17 protein-coding genes are annotated in these 17,923 nt (G+C 33.9%); 2 read left to right on the forward strand and 15 right to left on the reverse strand.

What is annotated here, in order from left to right:
- Positions 1-76 precede the first annotated feature (76 nt).
- From prmC to fdaB, 9 genes are all read right to left on the reverse strand, one after another.
- Positions 77-913 carry a peptide chain release factor N(5)-glutamine methyltransferase gene (prmC, locus tag FH144_RS10520; RefSeq protein ID WP_242315730.1) on the reverse strand — a complete coding sequence of 279 codons (837 nt, stop codon included), beginning with the start codon at positions 911-913 and terminating at the stop codon, positions 77-79.
- Positions 900-1,976 (reverse strand): peptide chain release factor 1, encoded by a 1,077-nt coding sequence (gene prfA, locus FH144_RS10525; RefSeq protein ID WP_242315732.1) that lies wholly within the window; start codon positions 1,974-1,976, stop codon positions 900-902. The genes prmC and prfA overlap by 14 nt, the downstream gene beginning before the upstream one ends.
- Positions 1,976-2,575, reverse strand: coding sequence for a thymidine kinase (locus FH144_RS10530; protein ID WP_242315734.1), 600 nt, complete (start codon positions 2,573-2,575; stop codon positions 1,976-1,978). Before FH144_RS10530 ends, prfA begins: the two co-directional genes overlap by 1 nt.
- Before the next feature lie 232 nt (positions 2,576-2,807).
- Entirely contained in the window at positions 2,808-3,065 is a 258-nt protein-coding gene (locus FH144_RS10535) for a type B 50S ribosomal protein L31 (RefSeq protein ID WP_103166223.1), read from the reverse strand.
- A gap of 120 nt (positions 3,066-3,185) precedes the next feature.
- Positions 3,186-4,502 (reverse strand): transcription termination factor Rho, encoded by a 1,317-nt coding sequence (gene rho / locus FH144_RS10540; RefSeq protein WP_103166224.1) that lies wholly within the window; start codon positions 4,500-4,502, stop codon positions 3,186-3,188.
- 264 nt (positions 4,503-4,766) lie between these two features.
- Positions 4,767-6,194, reverse strand: a complete 1,428-nt coding sequence (locus tag FH144_RS10545; protein ID WP_242315736.1) for an aldehyde dehydrogenase family protein — start codon at positions 6,192-6,194, stop codon at positions 4,767-4,769.
- Positions 6,195-6,414: 220 nt separating this feature from the next.
- Positions 6,415-6,750, reverse strand: a complete 336-nt coding sequence (locus FH144_RS10550) for a winged helix-turn-helix transcriptional regulator (protein WP_107508005.1) — start codon at positions 6,748-6,750, stop codon at positions 6,415-6,417.
- A 128-nt stretch (positions 6,751-6,878) separates the two neighbouring features.
- Positions 6,879-8,150 (reverse strand): UDP-N-acetylglucosamine 1-carboxyvinyltransferase, encoded by a 1,272-nt coding sequence (locus FH144_RS10555; protein ID WP_107508006.1) that lies wholly within the window; start codon positions 8,148-8,150, stop codon positions 6,879-6,881.
- 378 nt (positions 8,151-8,528) lie between these two features.
- Positions 8,529-9,386 (reverse strand): class IIb fructose-bisphosphate aldolase FdaB, encoded by an 858-nt coding sequence (fdaB, locus tag FH144_RS10560; protein WP_242315737.1) that lies wholly within the window; start codon positions 9,384-9,386, stop codon positions 8,529-8,531.
- A 204-nt stretch (positions 9,387-9,590) separates the two neighbouring features.
- Here fdaB and FH144_RS10565 point away from each other — a divergent pair, with 204 nt between their 5' ends.
- Complete coding sequence (locus FH144_RS10565) at positions 9,591-10,112, forward strand: DUF2529 family protein (protein WP_107508007.1); 522 nt, start codon at positions 9,591-9,593, stop codon at positions 10,110-10,112.
- Between the two features lie 74 nt (positions 10,113-10,186).
- Here the strand turns inward: FH144_RS10565 and FH144_RS10570 are convergent, their stop codons facing one another.
- From FH144_RS10570 to FH144_RS10580, 3 genes are all read right to left on the reverse strand, one after another.
- Positions 10,187-11,794, reverse strand: coding sequence for a CTP synthase (locus FH144_RS10570; protein ID WP_242315739.1), 1,608 nt, complete (start codon positions 11,792-11,794; stop codon positions 10,187-10,189).
- A 197-nt stretch (positions 11,795-11,991) separates the two neighbouring features.
- Positions 11,992-12,528: a DNA-directed RNA polymerase subunit delta gene (gene rpoE / locus FH144_RS10575; protein ID WP_242315741.1), complete on the reverse strand. Its 537-nt coding sequence runs from the start codon at positions 12,526-12,528 to the stop codon at positions 11,992-11,994.
- 114 nt (positions 12,529-12,642) lie between these two features.
- Positions 12,643-13,503 (reverse strand): GNAT family N-acetyltransferase, encoded by an 861-nt coding sequence (locus FH144_RS10580; RefSeq protein WP_198612438.1) that lies wholly within the window; start codon positions 13,501-13,503, stop codon positions 12,643-12,645.
- Between the two features lie 190 nt (positions 13,504-13,693).
- Here FH144_RS10580 and coaW point away from each other — a divergent pair, with 190 nt between their 5' ends.
- A complete protein-coding gene (gene coaW / locus FH144_RS10585; protein ID WP_242315743.1) occupies positions 13,694-14,494 on the forward strand; it encodes a type II pantothenate kinase in 801 nt (266 codons plus the stop codon).
- A gap of 131 nt (positions 14,495-14,625) precedes the next feature.
- On the opposite strand, the gene FH144_RS10590 is transcribed toward coaW, so the two are convergent.
- From FH144_RS10590 to FH144_RS10600, 3 genes are all read right to left on the reverse strand, one after another.
- Entirely contained in the window at positions 14,626-15,291 is a 666-nt protein-coding gene (locus FH144_RS10590; protein ID WP_107508489.1) for a DUF2750 domain-containing protein, read from the reverse strand.
- Between the two features lie 253 nt (positions 15,292-15,544).
- Entirely contained in the window at positions 15,545-16,735 is a 1,191-nt protein-coding gene (gene ldmS / locus FH144_RS10595; protein WP_242315745.1) for an L-aspartate--L-methionine ligase LdmS, read from the reverse strand.
- Positions 16,735-17,919: a M20 family metallopeptidase gene (locus FH144_RS10600; protein WP_107508491.1), complete on the reverse strand. Its 1,185-nt coding sequence runs from the start codon at positions 17,917-17,919 to the stop codon at positions 16,735-16,737. Before FH144_RS10600 ends, ldmS begins: the two co-directional genes overlap by 1 nt.
- Positions 17,920-17,923: the final 4 nt, after the last annotated feature.

Here is a 17,923-nt window from a genome sequence, read left to right on the forward strand (position 1 = left end):
CCTCCCATATTATTATTTAATATAACAAGAAGTTACTCACCCAACATTTTCAATTAGATAAGTAACTTCACTCTGTTTACCATTTAAATGACACAATTCTATCAATGCCATTAATATCTTTAATCACGTTCACAGTAATATTCGGATATTTATTTAAAATGATTTCCTTTAATCTCTCGCCTTGATTGTAACCAATCTCAAATGTTACGTATGCATTGTCATTTAATACTTTTGGTAAATCATCAAGTATAGCTTCATAAATAGCATAGCCTTTATTTTTCGCGAATAAAGCCACGTGTGGTTCATATTTAACTACTGTATCTACCATATCATCTTTGTCATCAAAATTAATATAAGGTGGATTTGAAATTAAACCATCTAATTTAATATTACGTTTAATCAGTGGTTTCAAAGCATCTCCCTTTAAAAAATCAACATCTACATTTAAATCATAGGCGTTATCTATTGCTAAGTCTAACGTCTCTTGAACTAAGTCTGTAGCAATAACGTTTAAACTAGGGTTCAATTTTTTTAAAGTAAGCGCTATTGCGCCACTTCCTGTCCCTATATCAGCTATAGTCGCTTGATCTTTGCAATTTTCCAAAAAGTGAAGCATCACTTCTTCAGTTTCTGGACGAGGAATTAAACAATGCTGGTTTACTTGAAATCGATAGCCATAAAACGATTGAAATCCAACAATATATTGTATCGGTTCACCTGTTAACATGCGTTCTAAAGCAAGTGAAAACTTCGCTTCTTCAGCTTTTGTCATTTCATCATACATATGAATTAAATAGTCCGTTCTTGACCATCCAAATAAATCTAGCATTAACCATTCTGCCCGAGCTTGCTCGTAACCTTTTTCAGTTGCTAAACCAATGGCTTGATGCAGTTTATCTTTAAAGCTCGCCATTATTTAATTCTTTCAATTTATCAGTTTGTTCTGAAAGTGTTAATGCATCAATAATTTCATCTAACTTACCTTCCATAATTTGATCTAACTTTTGTAATGTTAATCCAATACGGTGGTCTGTGACACGACTTTGTGGATAGTTGTATGTTCTTACACGTTCAGAACGGTCACCTGTACCTACAGCTGACTTACGTTGTGCCGCATATTTTTGTTGTTCTTCTTGTAATTTCATGTCATATAAACGTGCTTTTAATACTTTTAACGCTTTTTCACGGTTTTGAATTTGAGATTTTTCAGATGACGTCGCAATAACACCCGTTGGTATGTGGGTAATACGTACAGCAGAGTCTGTTGTATTGACGTGCTGACCACCCGCACCACTTGAACGATACGTATCAACTTTTAAATCTTCATTACGAATTTCAATTTCAACGTCTTCAACTTCAGGTAATACTGCTACTGTAGCAGTTGACGTATGAATACGACCACCAGATTCAGTTTCAGGTACACGTTGTACACGATGTGCGCCATTTTCAAACTTCAACTTACTATAAGCGCCGTTTCCAGAAACTGAGAAACTAATTTCTTTGTAACCGCCATGGTCACTTTCAGCTGCTTCTACAATTTCAGTTTTGAAATTTTGAGACTCGGCATATTTTGTGTACATTCTTAATAAATCTCCAGCAAAGATGGCCGCTTCGTCTCCACCTGCTGCTGCTCTAATTTCAACGATAACATCTTTGTCATCATTTGGATCTTTAGGGATTAATAAGAATTTAAGCTCTTCTTCAAGTTCTGGAATAGCTGATTTCAAACTTGAGCTTTCTTCTTTTAACATATCGATTTCTTCTTTATCGTCTGTTTCATTTAACATTTCTTCTATTTCTTCAAGCTCTTCTTTTTTACTTTTATAATCTCTATAAACATCTACTGTTTTTTGAAGATCAGCTTGTTCTTTAGAATATTTACGTAATTTATCAGAATCATTAACGATCTCTGGATCACTTAACATTTCATTTAATTGTTCATATCTTTCTTCAACAATATCTAATTGATCAAACACTATAATTCCTCCTCATCGTTAGTACTTGGTGCAACAATATGATGTGCTCTACATCTAGACTCATAACTTTCATTAGCACCAACTAAAATTGTTGGATCGTCTATTTTAGCAGGTTCTCCATTGATTAAACGTTGAGTTCTGCTTGAAGAAACACCACATACGGCACATACGGCTTGTAATTTAGTAACTTGTTCACTTACTGCCATAATTTGTGGCATTGGTTCAAATGGCTCTCCACGGAAATCCATATCCAATCCAGCTACAATCACTCTATGCCCATCATCTGCGAGCTTTTCAACAATATTAACGATTTCTTTATCAAAAAATTGAATTTCATCTATACCTATAACATCTACATGAGCTAAATCATGAAGTAAAATATCTCTTGCTGATGAAATATTAATGGCTTCTAGCTCATTACCATCATGTGAGACTACTTTTTCTTTATGGTAACGGTTGTCGATAGCCGGTTTAAACACTACTACTTTCTGTTTGGCATAGATTCCTCTACGTAATCTGCGAATTAACTCTTCAGATTTACCGCTAAACATACTTCCAGTAATGCATTCAATCCAACCAGAATGGTAAGTTTCATACATTATAAGTTCCACCTTTATCAAAACATAATCGCTTAATTATATCATATTTCTATATATTATAAATTACTTTATGTATAACTCATACAGACTGAAAATTATAATAAATTGAATAGTTTAACTTAGTCATATTTTTATAGTTATGTAGTACTTTGCGAATAAAAATATGGTAAATAAAAAAACTGCCTACACAATTCTATATACAATAGATTAGGCAGACAGTTTAAACTTACAATTAGTTGTTGTTTGATTTGAGACCAAACTTTTTGTTGAAACGTTCCACACGACCATCCGCAGCAGCGAATTTTTGACGTCCAGTGTAGAATGGATGTGAATCAGAAGATACGTCTAAACGAATAACTGGGTATTCATTTCCATCTTCCCATTCCATAGTTTCTGAAGATGTTTTAGTTGAACCACTTAAAAACTTGAAGTTAGTTGTAGTATCTAAAAAGATTACTTTGTGGTATTCAGGATGAATTCCTTGTCTCATTTTATTTTCAGCTCCTTTGCCCTGAACCATCCGGAACAGAGTTGTTTGTGAGTTTTTCACCCAATACTTGGTAATTATAATCGTTATTACTTTAAAACGCAACCCTCAAACCGATATTCATTAGATAATCGGCTTGCCCGTTTTAGTGCTTTCTTTTGCAGCTTTCTGTAACTGTTGGAAAAATTCTTTATTGTTTTCTGAACGTTTTAATTTTCTAATAAATCGTTCAGTAAAGTCCGTAGAATCAGTAAACATGTTTCTTAACTGCCATAGTGATTCAAGTTCAGATTTACTAATAAGCAATTCTTCTTTACGTGTTGAACTTCTACCAATATCAATTGCTGGGAAGATACGACGTTCTGATAATTTACGATCAAGATGAAGTTCCATGTTACCTGTTCCTTTGAATTCTTCATAAATCATATCGTCCATACGAGAACCAGTTTCTACTAGAGCAGTCGCTAAAATAGTTAAGCTTCCACCAGCTTCAATATTACGAGCAGCCCCAAAGAATGCTTTAGGCTTATGTAGTGAAGCCGGATCTAATCCTCCTGATAAGGTTCTACCACTTGGAGGAATAACAAGGTTATAAGCACGCGCTAAACGTGTAATTGAGTCCATTAAAATAATTACATCTTGGCCTATTTCAACAAGACGTTTAGCTCTTTCAAGTAATAACTCTGCTACTTTAACGTGATGTTGAGGTGGCTCATCAAACGTAGAATGCACAACTTCAGCTGATTCTACTGAACGTTCAATATCAGTCACCTCTTCAGGACGTTCACCAACTAATAGAATAAATAACTTTGCATCTGGTTTATTAGTACTAATAGCATTGGCGATTTCTTTAAGTAATGATGTCTTGCCGGCTTTTGGAGGAGCAACTATAAGTCCACGTTGACCGAGACCGATTGGAGTTACTAAATCCATAATACGTGTTGAATAATTTTGGGGATCTGTTTCTAATACGATTCTTTCCTCAGGATAAAGAGGTGTTAAAGCTTGGAAGTGAGGACGTTTTTTGACTACTTCTGCATTTTCGTCATTTACAAAGTCAACTTGAAGTAAACCGTAATATTTCTCATTATCTTTAGGCTTACGAACTTTACCAGTCACTTTATCTCCTCGTTTAATTTCGAAACGACGGATTTGACTAGCGGAAATATAGATATCTTTTTCACCTTTTGAATAGTTTACGGTTCTTAAGAATCCGTAGCCATCAGGTTGAATATCATCTAATACGCCTTCCATATAGTAATTGCCATCTTTTTCCATTTGAGCTTCCATAATAGCTAGAACGAGTTCACTTTTATTCAATTTGCTATAATTTGTAAGCTTGAGCGATTTTGCTTTTTGTGTCAGTTCTTTAGTTGTGTAGTTTTTATATAATTCATGAAACGATTCATATTGTGGAGATGTACGTTCTTTTTCAGGCATAAACTGCACCCATTTCTTAAATTTTTCTAAAGACTTATTGATAATGTAAGTGTTTATTCTAATTGTCTTTTTATGAAAATGCAAAATCGAATAACGCACAGTACAATTTTTTAATTATTAAAAGTCTTAAATACTAGAATTAATATAGCAAATTTTCAATTTAAATACAAAATGATTTTAATAAATTTCAAAAAATAAAACAGCACATGGAACTAAATAGGTCCCATGCACTGTTATATTTGATATATTAATTAATTGCTTAAATTATTTAAAATAACCAGCTATTGATTTCACTTCTAAGAATTCTTCAATACCGTAGTCGCCCCATTCACGACCGATACCTGATTGTTTATAACCACCAAATGGTAAGTCAGGTTGAGCGCCAGCTTCATTAATTTCTATTCTGCCAGCTTCAATTGAACGTGCCACTTTTTGAAGTGTGTCTTTATCTTTACCAATGACATAACCAGCTAAGCCATATTCAGTATCATTAGCGATTTTAATTGCTTCGTCTAAATCGTTATAAGTAATGACTGAAGCAACTGGTCCGAAAATTTCTTCTCGCGCAATTGTCATATCATTATCTACATTGATAAAGATTGTTGGTCTTGCGAAGTAACCAGTATCTAAGCCTTCTGGTTTACCTGGACCACCGTAAAGTAATTCGGCACCTTCTTCAATACCTTTATCGATATAAGATTGCACTGTGTCGAATTGTTTTTTACTTATAATTGGTCCTACTTGTGTACCTTCTTCACGAGGGTTACCAACTTTGACATTACTAAATTCTTCTTTTAATGCAGATAAGAATTCTTCTTTTTTACTTTCTGGAACTAAAATACGTGTACCAGCTGTACAAACTTGTCCAGTATTATTAACTACTTTACCAGTAGTTGCTTTCGCTGCTTCTTTAACATCTACATCATCTAATACGATATATGGAGATTTACCACCTAATTCAAGTGAAACTTTCTTGAAGTCTTTAGAAGCTTTTTCCATAATCTTAGAACCTGTACGGCCTGAACCAGTAAATGACATCATTCTTACTTTAGGATGTTCACTTAAAGGATTGCCTACACCTTCACCGTCACCATTAACTAAGTTAAATACGCCTTTAGGTACGCCTACTTTATCAAAGATTTCAGCTAAGATTACCGCTGCAAATGGTGTTTCTTCAGAAGGTTTAAGTACAACCGGACTACCTGCTGCAAATGCCGCTGCAAGTTTTAATGATGTTTGGTTAGTTGGGAAGTTCCAAGGTGTAACTAAACCTGCTACTCCAATAGCTTCTTTAGTTACTAGCGCATCTCCACGTCGTTCTTCAAATTCAAATGACTCTAGAGCTCTACTAGCTTCTTGGAAATGATTTAAGCCCATTTGATAGTGCACATTCTCAGAAATAGTAAGTGGTGCACCTAATTCATCTGTAATGGCTTCAATAATATCTTGTTTTCTATTTTTATATTCTTCTACGATTTTATCTAATAGTTCTTTTCTTTCTTTTACTGAGCTATGGCGAAATTCTAAATATACGTCATTAGCAGCTTCTACTGCTTTATCAACGTCTTTTTCATTACCTTTAGCTACTTTGCCGATAACTTCTTCAGTAGCGGGATTAATAACGTCAATTGTTTCTCCGCTCTCACTATCAATCCATTCGCCATTTATATATTGTTGAGTATAATTTCTCATCAATTCTTCACTCCTTAAGAATCGTTATATACTATGTGTATCCTTTTTGTTGAAAATTAAACATAGCACTTTAATAAGAAATAAAAAACAGGGTAGAAACTTAGGGAGTGATGACAGAAATAAAGAAAGTGAAATTCGAACTTTCATTTCTTTCAATCAACTACTAACACAACAGAAAACTGAGACATTTCACAAAAAATGTCTCAGTCTCAATACTCTATTATTTAGAATTTACTTCTTCTTCAAGAGTAACGTATTTTCTAGCCCATTCTTCCATAGGCGCTAAAGCTTCAGCTAATGCCTTACCTTTATCAGTTAATTCATAAATGATGGATACTGGACTAGTTGAAACTACTTTCTTTTCTACTAATCCCCATTCACCTAAATCAGTTAATTTTATGCTTAATGCACGTGGGGTAATCGTCTTCAAATCCCTTTTCATATCGGAAAAGTGCGCAGTATAATCAGTGCATCGAGATAGATAATTAATGATTAAACCGTTCCAACTTCTACCAACAATTTTAAAGGTTTCTTCAAGATATGGACAGATTTCCATTGTCTTCACCTCTATTCAAAACATCTTAAACATGGTAGGTACTACAGAGGTTAGCCATAGTTACACGCGTTTAACTACCATTCGCCAACCTCTTTTAGTATCTAATATAATTATTATACCAGATATCTTTATATTTGTTCAGTCCAGATATCTGCGCCTAATGTTTTTAAATTTTTAACTATATCAGTATATCCTCTGTAAATATGTTTAACATTGTATACTGTAGTAATACCTTCAGCTAATAAACCGGCCGTGATTAAACATGCACCTGCACGTAAATCACTTGCATAAACTTCTGCGCCATGTAATTTCGAAGGTTTAATAGTAGCCGTTCCTACAGTCATGTCCGCTTCAATATCTGCACCCATTTTTTTCAATTCATCTACGTGTCTGAAACGTGCAGGATAAATTGTTTCTGTTACAAATGATGGCCCGTCTGTCATAAATAATAACGGCGTGATTGGTTGTTGTAAATCTGTAGCGAAGCCAGGATAAACTAATGTTTTAATATCAACGTTTTTATATGATGATTGACGTTTAATAATTACTTTTTCAGCATCGCTATCAATTTCAATGTCAGCACCTAGTTCTTTCAATTTCATCGTTAGCGCTTCGACATGTTTTGGCACAATATTATTAATTGATATCTCTTTACCTACCGCAGCAGCGATACACATATATGTTCCTGCTTCAATACGATCAGGGATGACACTATATTCAGTGCCGTGCAACTCTTCTACTCCATTAATTTTTAATGAACTTGTTCCTGCACCTTTAATTTCTGCACCTATACTATTTAAAAAGTTAGCAACATCTACAACTTCTGGCTCTTTCGCTGCATTTTCAATAATTGTTTGACCTTTAGCATGGACAGCAGCAAGCATAATATTGATTGTGGCACCTACGCTTACCATATCAAGGAATATATTAGCGCCATGTAATTCTTTAGCCTCAATCTTCATAGATGTCTCGCTTGACTCATCAATTTCAGCACCTAAAGCTTTAAACCCTTTAATGTGTTGATCAATTGGACGAGGTCCTAATGGGCAACCGCCAGGCAAACCAATCACACATTTTTTAAAGCGTCCTAACATCGCTCCCATCATATAATATGATGCACGTAAGGATTCTACTTTATTATTAGGTAGTGGCGCATTTTGAATTTCGGTAGTATCGACTTCTAACTGTTTGCCATCTAAACGCGCTTTTATATTTAAATCCTCTAACAAACTGACTAGTGTCTCTACATCAGAAATTTGTGGTAAGCCATCTAACTTCACTTGACCTTGAGCTAGTAACGTTGCCGGAATAATCGCTACAGCACTATTTTTAGCACCACTGATTGTGACTTCTCCTTCAAGCGTCTGACCACCTCGGATTTTTATTACCTCTTGAGTCATAAGTCTTTTCTCCTTTGTTTCTCATTTTTAAAATTATATATTATTAGCATTATAAGATAAAAAATCTTTATTTGTAAAATGTTAATCATGTCGACACGTAGATGCATTTAGCTTTTAAATTTAACGGAAAAATTCTATTGAACGCTAATAAAACAAGATATATAAATATTATAAAACATTTTTAGAAAATAATTAATCAAGAGTTCTTGGATTGTTAAAAAATATAGATTAAATCTTAATGGTAGATTAAAATCTTGTATCTTTCTTTCAAAATTATTTTATACTATAAAAACTTTATCTGAGTTTTTACTGCAACAAAAAAGCCTAAGACATCTATTTATGTCCTAGGCTAATACTAAAAGATTTATTTAATGATACTTATTTAGCGCGGTTTGAAGTACCAAATTCTCTAATTTTACCTTTAACTGTTTCTTTGATTGCTTCACGAGCAGGTCCTAAATATTTACGTGGATCGTATACATCTTGATCGTTATTTAAAATGTCTCTTACTGCTTTAGCAGAAGCAATTTGGTTTTCAGTGTTGACGTTGATTTTAGCTGTACCATAAGGAATAGCTTTTTGGATATCTTTAGTTGGGATACCAGTACCACCGTGTAATACTAATGGTAAACCAGTTGATGCACCGATTTCTTCCATTTCTTTAAATCCTAATTTAGGTTCGCCTTTGTATGGACCATGAACTGAACCTAAAGCAGGTGCTAATGTGTCGATACCAGTTCTTTCAACTAATTCTTGGCATTCTTTTGGATCAGCGTAAATAATACCGCCAACTACGTCATCTTCTTGTCCGCCTACTGTTCCTAATTCAGCTTCTACAGATACGCCATGTTGATGTGCATATTCAACTACTTTTGAAGTAATTTCAATATTTTCTTCAAATGGACTATGTGAAGCGTCAATCATTACTGATGTGAAACCAGCATCGATAGCTTCTTTACATTTGTCAAAGCTTGAACCATGATCTAAATGAATAGCTACTGGTACAGTAATGTTTAAGTCATGCATTAAACCTTCAACCATTTTAACTACTGTGTAGAAGCCACTCATATAACGTGCAGCACCTTCAGATACACCTAAGATAACTGGAGCGTTCTCTTCTTGAGAAGCTTCTAAAATAGCTTGTGTAAATTCTAAGTTATTTAAATTGTATTGACCAACCGCATAACCATTTTCTTTCGCGTCGATTAACATTTCTTTCATTGAAACTAATGGCATGAAAGTTCCTCCTTGTGTGCAAGTGCACGATTTTTAAATCATTATATCAGAAAATTTTTTTAATTGCATGTTTATACCCATTTAAAAAATTAAACTTAAGTTATATAGAGCGTATTAGGCAAAAATATTAATTATTTAGGTAATAGTAGGACATTGCATTAAATGTCATGTTTCATTACAATACTTATGAAATGGAGGATAATCATGTCTAAAATATTACATACTCAACTTATCGGTGTCTTTAACCGTTTAGAAAATCAAGCACTTGATATACAAATGGCCGGTCAGTGTTTAATGCAAGCGATTGGTGGCGAAGGCTATGTCTATGTTAAAGGTTATGGTGATTTAAAATTCTTTGAATCGTTTATTTTAGAGAGCGAAGAAAAACTCAAATCTAGTAAGCAATTATCATCACTTCAGTCTTTTAGTGAGATTGATTCAACTGATCGTGTTTTTCTATTTTCACCATTTTATACGGATGACGTTGCTCAAGATGTCAAAGCGTTAATCGCTAATGACATAGATTTTGTATTAATATGTAATCATCCTAAGGAAGATGATTTTCCTGAGCAATTTATGCATTTCGTTAATTTATCAACGCCACGTCCGATTGTTTATACGGAAGACTATGATAAAATTGTGCAACCTCATACAATGGCATTTAATTATATTTACTATGAGATATATACACAGATGATAGAAATGACGCGTGATTTAGATTTATAACATAACAAAATAGAGGTTGGAACATTAGCCGTTTATGTACAAATCATAAACGTTTTGTTCCAACCTCTTATATTTTATTTATTTTGATGTTTATAAGCTGCTTCTACAAATGCTTTGAAAATAGGTTGTGCTCTATTAGGTCTTGATAAGAATTCTGGGTGGAATTGACAAGCTAGATAGAAATCATTTTCAGGAATTTCTACCATTTCAATCAATCGACCATCTGGGCTAGTACCTGAGAAGACCATACCATTCTCTTCTAATTGTTCTCTAAATTCGTTATTAAATTCATAACGATGACGGTGTCTTTCTTCAATGCTTGTTTCGCCATAAATTCGATGTGCTAACGTACCCTCTTTAATGGCACATGGATATAATCCAAGACGTAACGTACCACCTAAATCTTCGATGTCTTTCTGTTCAGGAAGTAAATCTATAATTGGATACGGTGTATTTGAATCTAATTCTGCTGAATGTGCACCTTCTAAACCTAATACATTACGTGCAAATTCAACCGTTGCTAATTGCATACCTAAACAAATACCGAAGTAAGGTACATTATTTTCACGAGCATATTTTATCGCAGAAATTTTACCTTCACTTGCTCTAAAGCCAAAACCACCTGGCACTAAAATACCATCAACATCGCTTAAGTATTCAGCGACATTTTCATCAGTCACTTCACTTGAATCAATCCATTTTACAACTACATCTTTTTTCAATGGATAACCAGCGTGTTTTAATGATTCAACTACTGATAAATACGCATCTTGCAAGCTGACGTATTTACCTACTAAACCAATAGTAATCGTGCCATCTAATGAATTCACTGTGTCTAATAAGTATTGCCATTCATCTAATTGCGTATCATATTTGGCATCTAAATCTAAACGTCGAATAACAATGTCATCCATGTCTTGAGCGCTTAATTGTAATGGAATTTCATATAAAGAAGATGCATCTCTACACTCAATAACACTTTCTTTTTTAATATCACAGAATAACGCAATTTTATCTTTTAAGTCTTGAGTCATTTCATATTCTGTACGTACAACAATTAAATCTGGTTGAATACCTAAGCCACGTAATTCTTTAACACTGTGTTGTGTTGGTTTAGTCTTCATTTCACCAGCCGCTTTTATGTATGGTAATAATGTACAGTGTACATACATCACATTTTCACGACCAAGGTCACTTCTAATTTGACGAATCGCTTCTATGAACGGTAAAGATTCAATATCTCCAGTTGTCCCACCAATTTCAGTGATAACCACGTCGGCATTTGTACTTTCACCAGCTAATAATAAACGCTCTTTAATTTCATTAGTAATGTGTGGGATAACTTGCACTGTTCCACCTAAATAATCGCCACGACGTTCTTTCTTTAAAACATGTGAGTACACTTTACCAGCTGTCACATTAGAGTATTTATTTAAATTAATATCGATAAAACGTTCATAATGTCCTAAGTCTAAATCAGTTTCAGCGCCATCGTCTGTAACAAATACTTCACCATGTTGATATGGACTCATCGTACCTGGATCAACGTTTAAATATGGGTCGAATTTTTGAATTGTTACTTTAAGACCTCTATCTTTTAATAATCTTCCTAGAGAAGCGGCAGTAATACCTTTACCTAATGACGACACTACTCCACCTGTTACAAAAATAAATTTTGTCATTTCTTGACCTCCTAGTTTATAAAGGGATGCTTCCTTGCTCAACAATTATTTATATTTTTAAGATTTATTAAATAAAAAAATCGCTCCCTCTCACATAACTGTAAGGGGAGCGTATAGAATTTATACACGTGTCCTATTTAAAGGAGCCCAAATAAAATTCTATCATCTTTTTAATAAAAGTCAATCAAAACTAAATTTTAGTTATTAAAATCTTTATCTTCTTCTTCGTCAAGTTCATCTTCGTCATCATCGAGATCTTCGTCGTCTTCTTGAATAACAAGATCAGATTCAGCAATTTCATCTTCTACTTGATCATCTTCACTATCATCTAACGTTTCTTGATCATCTGTTTGAGCTGGAATATCAGTATCATCATCCATCTCATCTTCGCCTAATAATTTAAGGTTTTTATCTTCTTCATCTTCGTCATCAAGAATATCAAACTTTTGGATAGTTGGTGCGATTTTTTCTTCAATATCATCAACTGAATACCAATCACGTAATCCCCATTGGTTCTCTCCAACATTTAAAAAACGTCCATCAGTATTTAAGTCTGTGTAGAATTGAACCACACGGTTTTCAATTTCTTCGTATTCATAATGACCAAGGTTTCTAAATTCATCGATAATATCGTATAAATTCATAGTAGTGCCTTTATCATTTAATAAAGTATAAGCCATGTCGATAAATGATTTCTCATCGACCATTTCTTTAGTATAATCTTGGATCTTCATTATATTTATACTTCCTTTCAAAGGATTTTCTTAATATATCGCTAAATTTCATTAATTAATAATAACAAAGATAAATTATAAAGGACAATAGGTGATTTCGCAATTGCTATTACATTAGTAATTTAGATATTTTTCGAAAATAATTAAATCATCTGATTGATCAATTTCTACAAATCCACTATTAATGCATAATGATTTAAGTTCATTATTTTCACCAAATAACGTAATTCTTAATGTGTTGACTTGTTTAAAATGTTTACGTACATAGGTTGCTAATTGTCTTAATGCACTTTCAGCGATACCTTCTTTTCGTTGTTCTTTATAAACTTCAATTGCTGCTATATTAACTTTATTGCTATGTTGTTCAAGTGCTATAAAGCCTACTTTGTTATTGTCTTTTAACAAATCTACAATATTGTATGATGCAATACTAGAAGGCGAATTCTCAACTAATTGCAATGAAGATACGTGCTTTAAGTCTAAATCTAAATAGTATAAGCGTTCTTTACCTATCGGTCCTTCTTCTTTTGTAGCTGCATGCATAAAACCTGCACGTTCATATACATTCCAGGCACCTTTATTTTCAGCATCTACTACTAAATATAGATGATTGAATGTTGGAAAGACTTCTTGTACATATTGTGGTAAATGCATCATCATCGTAGTGCCATAGCCATTCCCTTGAAACTTCTCATTAATAGATAATGATCTTACATAAACGACATTTTCAGGTGTATCATAGCCTTCATGTTGATAATATTGATGTAGTACAAAGAACCCTACTACGTCCCCCTCTTCATTAATTGCAATATTAGCAATTCTATCCTCATCATTAAGTGCTTCCTCTAAAACAGATTTAGGTAATGAAGAATAGATTTGTTGACGCTCACTTAATTGAAAATTTAAAACATCTTGTCTATATTGTTCTTCAAATTCTTGAATAGTAATATTATCATATTGTTGTTTTACAGTCATAAAAGTTATCCCCTATACTTTTAAAGTTATTTAGTTAATATTATAATTGTTTTTTTACACTTATCAAATTATAATTCACTCATAATTAATCTTGCGTGAAAAATTTTCTGCTTTTTAAAATTAATCTATTGTAATTCAATCAATTTCCTTTACTATAAATATGACATATAAAATCTAGAGGTGAATAAGAATGAAAGTCGGTATTGACGCGGGAGGCACTTTAATCAAAATCGTGCAAGAATCTAAAAATGAACGTACGTACCATACTGAATTAACGACTGATATACATAAAGTAATTCAATGGTTGAATGAAGATTCTTTTGAATCTATCAGCTTAACAGGAGGAAATGCAGGCGTTATTGCTGAAAATCTTAACACAACCACTCAAACATTTGTTGAATTTGATGCTTCATCGAAAGGTTTAAGTATATTACTTAAAGAGCAAGGACATGACATTACTGAATATATCTTTGCAAATGTAGGGACAGGCACTTCTTTACACTTCTTTGATGGTGAGCAACAACGTCGTGTCGGAGGGATTGGCACTGGTGGCGGCATGATTCAAGGACTTGGTTTCCTACTCACACAAATTTCAAACTACGAAGACTTAACAAACTTAGCGCAATCTGGTGATAGAGATACCATTGATTTAAAAGTAAAACACATATACAAAGATACTGAACCCCCTATTCCTGGCGAACTAACTGCAGCTAACTTTGGTAATGTACTTCATCATTTAGATGTTGATTTTACACCTGCCAATAAATTAGCATCTGTTGTTGGCGTAGTCGGAGAAGTTATTACGACTATGGCTATTACAGTAGCCCGCGAAAATCACACTGAGAACGTTGTATACATTGGTTCATCTTTCAACAATAACCCGTTACTCCGTGAAGTAATTGAAGATTATACCGTTTTAAGAGGATTCAAACCATTCTGTATTGAAAATGGCGCATTTTCTGGTGCATTAGGTGCTATTTATTTAAGTTAATTACAAACTACCGTTAGCATAAATAGCTAGTTAAGTAGGATTAAGTAACATCTATTTCATAATCTATTACGAACTAAAATAACCTGGAGCATTTCATTGTGAATGCTCCAGGTTTTATTAATCATATGCTTTTAAAAAGTAAGTTCATCGGAAAGTCTTTGAGCTGAAATCACTGTTCCTACAACTCCAGGTTTTAAATCAATAGCTACAGCTTGATCATTGTCACGCAATTTATCAAGCCAGTCACTAAATACACTACCTTCAATTTCAATTAAATCACATTCTTCGAAGTCTTCATCGCGTACTTTACGGGCACGACTTTTCAAGCTCCAAACTGGCATGATATGAGGTTTTTGATGTTTATCGTCACTAATTAAAATGAAGTGTTTCTCTCCTTGACGCGTTAAACCGAATACTTGGTCATCTTTAGCTACATCTTTTACAAATTCTTTAGTACGAATTTTATCAAGTTCAGACATCAATTGATTACTCATATCCACTACGTTGACAAGCGTTCCATTTTCTTCAGATGTTGAATTAATAATCACTTGATCATTTTCATCAAATATATCGTCTAATTCATAGGTTACAAAAGTGTCTATGTCGATTTCAATAACTCGATCATAAGAAATCTCTGAATTCTTCAAATAGCTTTCTGCTTGTTCTTTTTGTGTCCAAACGGCGATATATTCATTATCCTCTACTTGAAGACGTACTAACTTTTTATTCTTACTCGCTACATAAATGACCTCATTGATTAATATATCTCTAAAGTAGTCAGTATTTTTATAAGACATGTTCAACCCTCTATTCCTGTATTTTTATCACTTAAAATACTAAATTAATAACTATTTATCGTCAAATGAATTATACAGGATAGCGAAATATTAAGGGAGCGGGGCAGAAATCTAATGTAATTTCAAAGATTTCGTAGTCCCGCCCCGGCAAGGTTGACTAGGAATGAAGAAAGTGAGGCTCGAACGCATCTTCATTTCAGCCAACTACTGCCATAACTATAGGCTAAACCATTTTTTTATTAATGGCTCACTCTTATTTTTCAAGTTCGGAAATAAATGCTTGTTCTAACTGTTCAACCTCTTCTTTCGAATTAGCATGCCAGATACAACCGAAACGAGAGTTAACTTCATTCTTACCATACCAATCACCGTCATAATAAGAAAGTGGATAAAGTACTCCCTGTTTTACGTATTTTAGAATGGTATTAAAGAACTTTTCATTATCTCCTTTTGAAAAGTAGCTATAAAACTTTTGATAATTTGGATTTAGTTCATCTTGTAGGAGCAACATACTAGTTGAACCATTTTGTCTAAAGTTTAAATCAATTGCAAACACGTCTCCGTGTTCATCTAAAAGTAAATCAAAACCTGCGACACCGAAGAATCCCAATTTTACCCCATTTTCCATAATTTCTCTGCCAGCATCTATCACTTGTTGAGGAACATCATGAACATTTTCATTTCCGGCGTAAAATCCATATTCATTTGTAATTTGGTGAGCCGTACCTAAATATTGAATTCCAAGCTCTTCAGAATATGCATATTGCACACAAAAGTTTTTAACCGCTTCAATTTTTTGTTCAATAATCAAGTTATCCGTTGCATCGCTAGCTTCAAATATTCGCTGTGTAACCTTTTCTAAGTCTTCTTCGTTGTAGCAAATCATCACGCCATAGCCGCCAGCGGTAGGTAAGTCATCTCCTGGTTTAATGACAAATGGAAATGACCAATCTTTAATACGTGCCTTAAAATCATTAATTGAAACAATTTCACGTTCAGGTAAATATTTATGATTTGTCCATTCAGGTATGCGCGCTTTATTATTTAAAGCCACAAATACCTCTTTATCAACAGCGTAACAATCATCAGTTATTACATCTTCACTATGAATATATTGAAAATATATTTTTTTCTTCTCTTTATTAACAATTTGATTAAAGACTTCTTCATATGTTTCTTGGTTATGAAATTTATAAATATGGCTTGGAATTGCTCTTCCCACAATCTCAAATAATTGTTGTAATCTATCAGTAACGCTCGCTTCATGAACAATCATTGGCATTTTATTTGAGATAATCATTTCACGACCTGTTAAAAAGTTCGATTGATGTTCTTCTGGTTTTAACCAAGGATTAGACACGTATGAAGGTCTAGAATTATATACTATTGTCTCATCATATAAATCGCTTAAGGTTAGCGTTGAGTTTTTTGAGTTTTCTGTCATTATTTCGTTTGCCCCTTTATATGAGAATGTTGTTGAACGATCTCATCAAACAATCCCTTATTTTCAATTAATTCCAATCCCATAAGTGCAATGATTTTGGCACCTCGAATTAATGCTTGGTCACCGTGTACACTAGCAGCTGCTTCTCTAAAACGATGCGTATGACCAACTAAATTTCTAGAACCAATCTTCACATGCGGGTGGATGGTAGGTACTATATGACTGACATTACCCGTATCTGTAGAGCCAAAACCAAAATCATCGTGACTCACTTCTTCGCCGACACTTTTCGCATATTTCTCGAAAAGTTCATCAAGCTTAGGCGTTTTTATAAATTCATTAACTCCATTTTGGATTGGTCCAAATTCGTAGTCACAGCCTGTTTGAATTGCTGCACCTCTAGCGATTTGGTTCACTTTTTCCGTTAAAATATCTAACTCTTTACGTGACGTGGCACGCGTATAAAATCTTGCATGTGTAAAGTCGGGGATAATATTGGCTGCTTTACCGCCATCTAAGATAACCCCATGAACTCTTTGGTCTTTTTTAATATGTTGTCTGAGTTGAGCTACGCCATTGAAGTAAGAAATCATAGCATCTAAAGCGTTTAATGCCTCGTCAGCATTTTCAGAAGCATGAGCGCTCTTACCGTAAAATTTAATATCTAAGACATCTACAGCCAACGTGTTAATAGTAGGATATGTTTCGTTACCTGGGTGTATCATTAAGGCTACATCTATGTCATCAATGACACCTGCTTTAACGTAAGAGGCTTTCGCACTCCCATTTTCCCCACCTTCTTCGGCTGGGCATCCAAGCACAACAACCTTGCCTCCAACGTTATCAACCACTTGCTTTAATGCGATGCCAGCCATCACACTCGCCGTTCCAATAATATTATGACCACAGGCATGTCCTAAGCCTGGTAATGCATCGTATTCAGCTAGATAGCCAATAGTAGGCCCTTCTTTCTCCGAACTATACGTTGCAATAAATCCTGTCGCATGGCCAGCTATATCATTTTCAATATCAAAGTCATTTTCTTTTAATTTATCTATTAACGTTCTTGATGCGAAAATTTCTTCGTTCCCTAACTCAGGACGTTCATGTATGCGATGACTAATTTCAACATAATCATACTTTTTATTTTCAATATAATCTAAAATCCCTTGTGTATTGCTCATAAAT

This window comes from Staphylococcus sp. acrmy (genome assembly GCF_022690565.1).
GTDB lineage: Bacteria > Bacillota > Bacilli > Staphylococcales > Staphylococcaceae > Staphylococcus > Staphylococcus caledonicus.

Excerpts from the sequence above, each read along its gene's own strand:
- prmC (WP_242315730.1), bottom strand. The coding sequence starts at position 913 with ATGGCGAGCTTTAAAGATAAACTGCATCAAGCCATTGGTTTAGCAACT.
- FH144_RS10530 (WP_242315734.1), bottom strand. The coding sequence starts at position 2,575 with ATGTATGAAACTTACCATTCTGGTTGGATTGAATGCATTACTGGAAGT.
- FH144_RS10535 (WP_103166223.1), bottom strand. The coding sequence starts at position 3,065 with ATGAGACAAGGAATTCATCCTGAATACCACAAAGTAATCTTTTTAGAT.
- rho (WP_103166224.1), bottom strand. The coding sequence starts at position 4,502 with ATGCCTGAAAAAGAACGTACATCTCCACAATATGAATCGTTTCATGAA.
- FH144_RS10545 (WP_242315736.1), bottom strand. The coding sequence starts at position 6,194 with ATGAGAAATTATACTCAACAATATATAAATGGCGAATGGATTGATAGT.
- FH144_RS10550 (WP_107508005.1), bottom strand. The coding sequence starts at position 6,750 with ATGGAAATCTGTCCATATCTTGAAGAAACCTTTAAAATTGTTGGTAGA.
- FH144_RS10555 (WP_107508006.1), bottom strand. The coding sequence starts at position 8,150 with ATGACTCAAGAGGTAATAAAAATCCGAGGTGGTCAGACGCTTGAAGGA.
- fdaB (WP_242315737.1), bottom strand. The coding sequence starts at position 9,386 with ATGCCATTAGTTTCAATGAAAGAAATGTTAATCGACGCGAAAGAAAAT.
- FH144_RS10565 (WP_107508007.1), top strand. The coding sequence starts at position 9,591 with ATGTCTAAAATATTACATACTCAACTTATCGGTGTCTTTAACCGTTTA.
- FH144_RS10570 (WP_242315739.1), bottom strand. The coding sequence starts at position 11,794 with ATGACAAAATTTATTTTTGTAACAGGTGGAGTAGTGTCGTCATTAGGT.
- rpoE (WP_242315741.1), bottom strand. The coding sequence starts at position 12,528 with ATGAAGATCCAAGATTATACTAAAGAAATGGTCGATGAGAAATCATTT.
- FH144_RS10580 (WP_198612438.1), bottom strand. The coding sequence starts at position 13,503 with ATGACTGTAAAACAACAATATGATAATATTACTATTCAAGAATTTGAA.
- coaW (WP_242315743.1), top strand. The coding sequence starts at position 13,694 with ATGAAAGTCGGTATTGACGCGGGAGGCACTTTAATCAAAATCGTGCAA.
- FH144_RS10590 (WP_107508489.1), bottom strand. The coding sequence starts at position 15,291 with ATGTCTTATAAAAATACTGACTACTTTAGAGATATATTAATCAATGAG.
- ldmS (WP_242315745.1), bottom strand. The coding sequence starts at position 16,735 with ATGACAGAAAACTCAAAAAACTCAACGCTAACCTTAAGCGATTTATAT.
- FH144_RS10600 (WP_107508491.1), bottom strand. The coding sequence starts at position 17,919 with ATGAGCAATACACAAGGGATTTTAGATTATATTGAAAATAAAAAGTAT.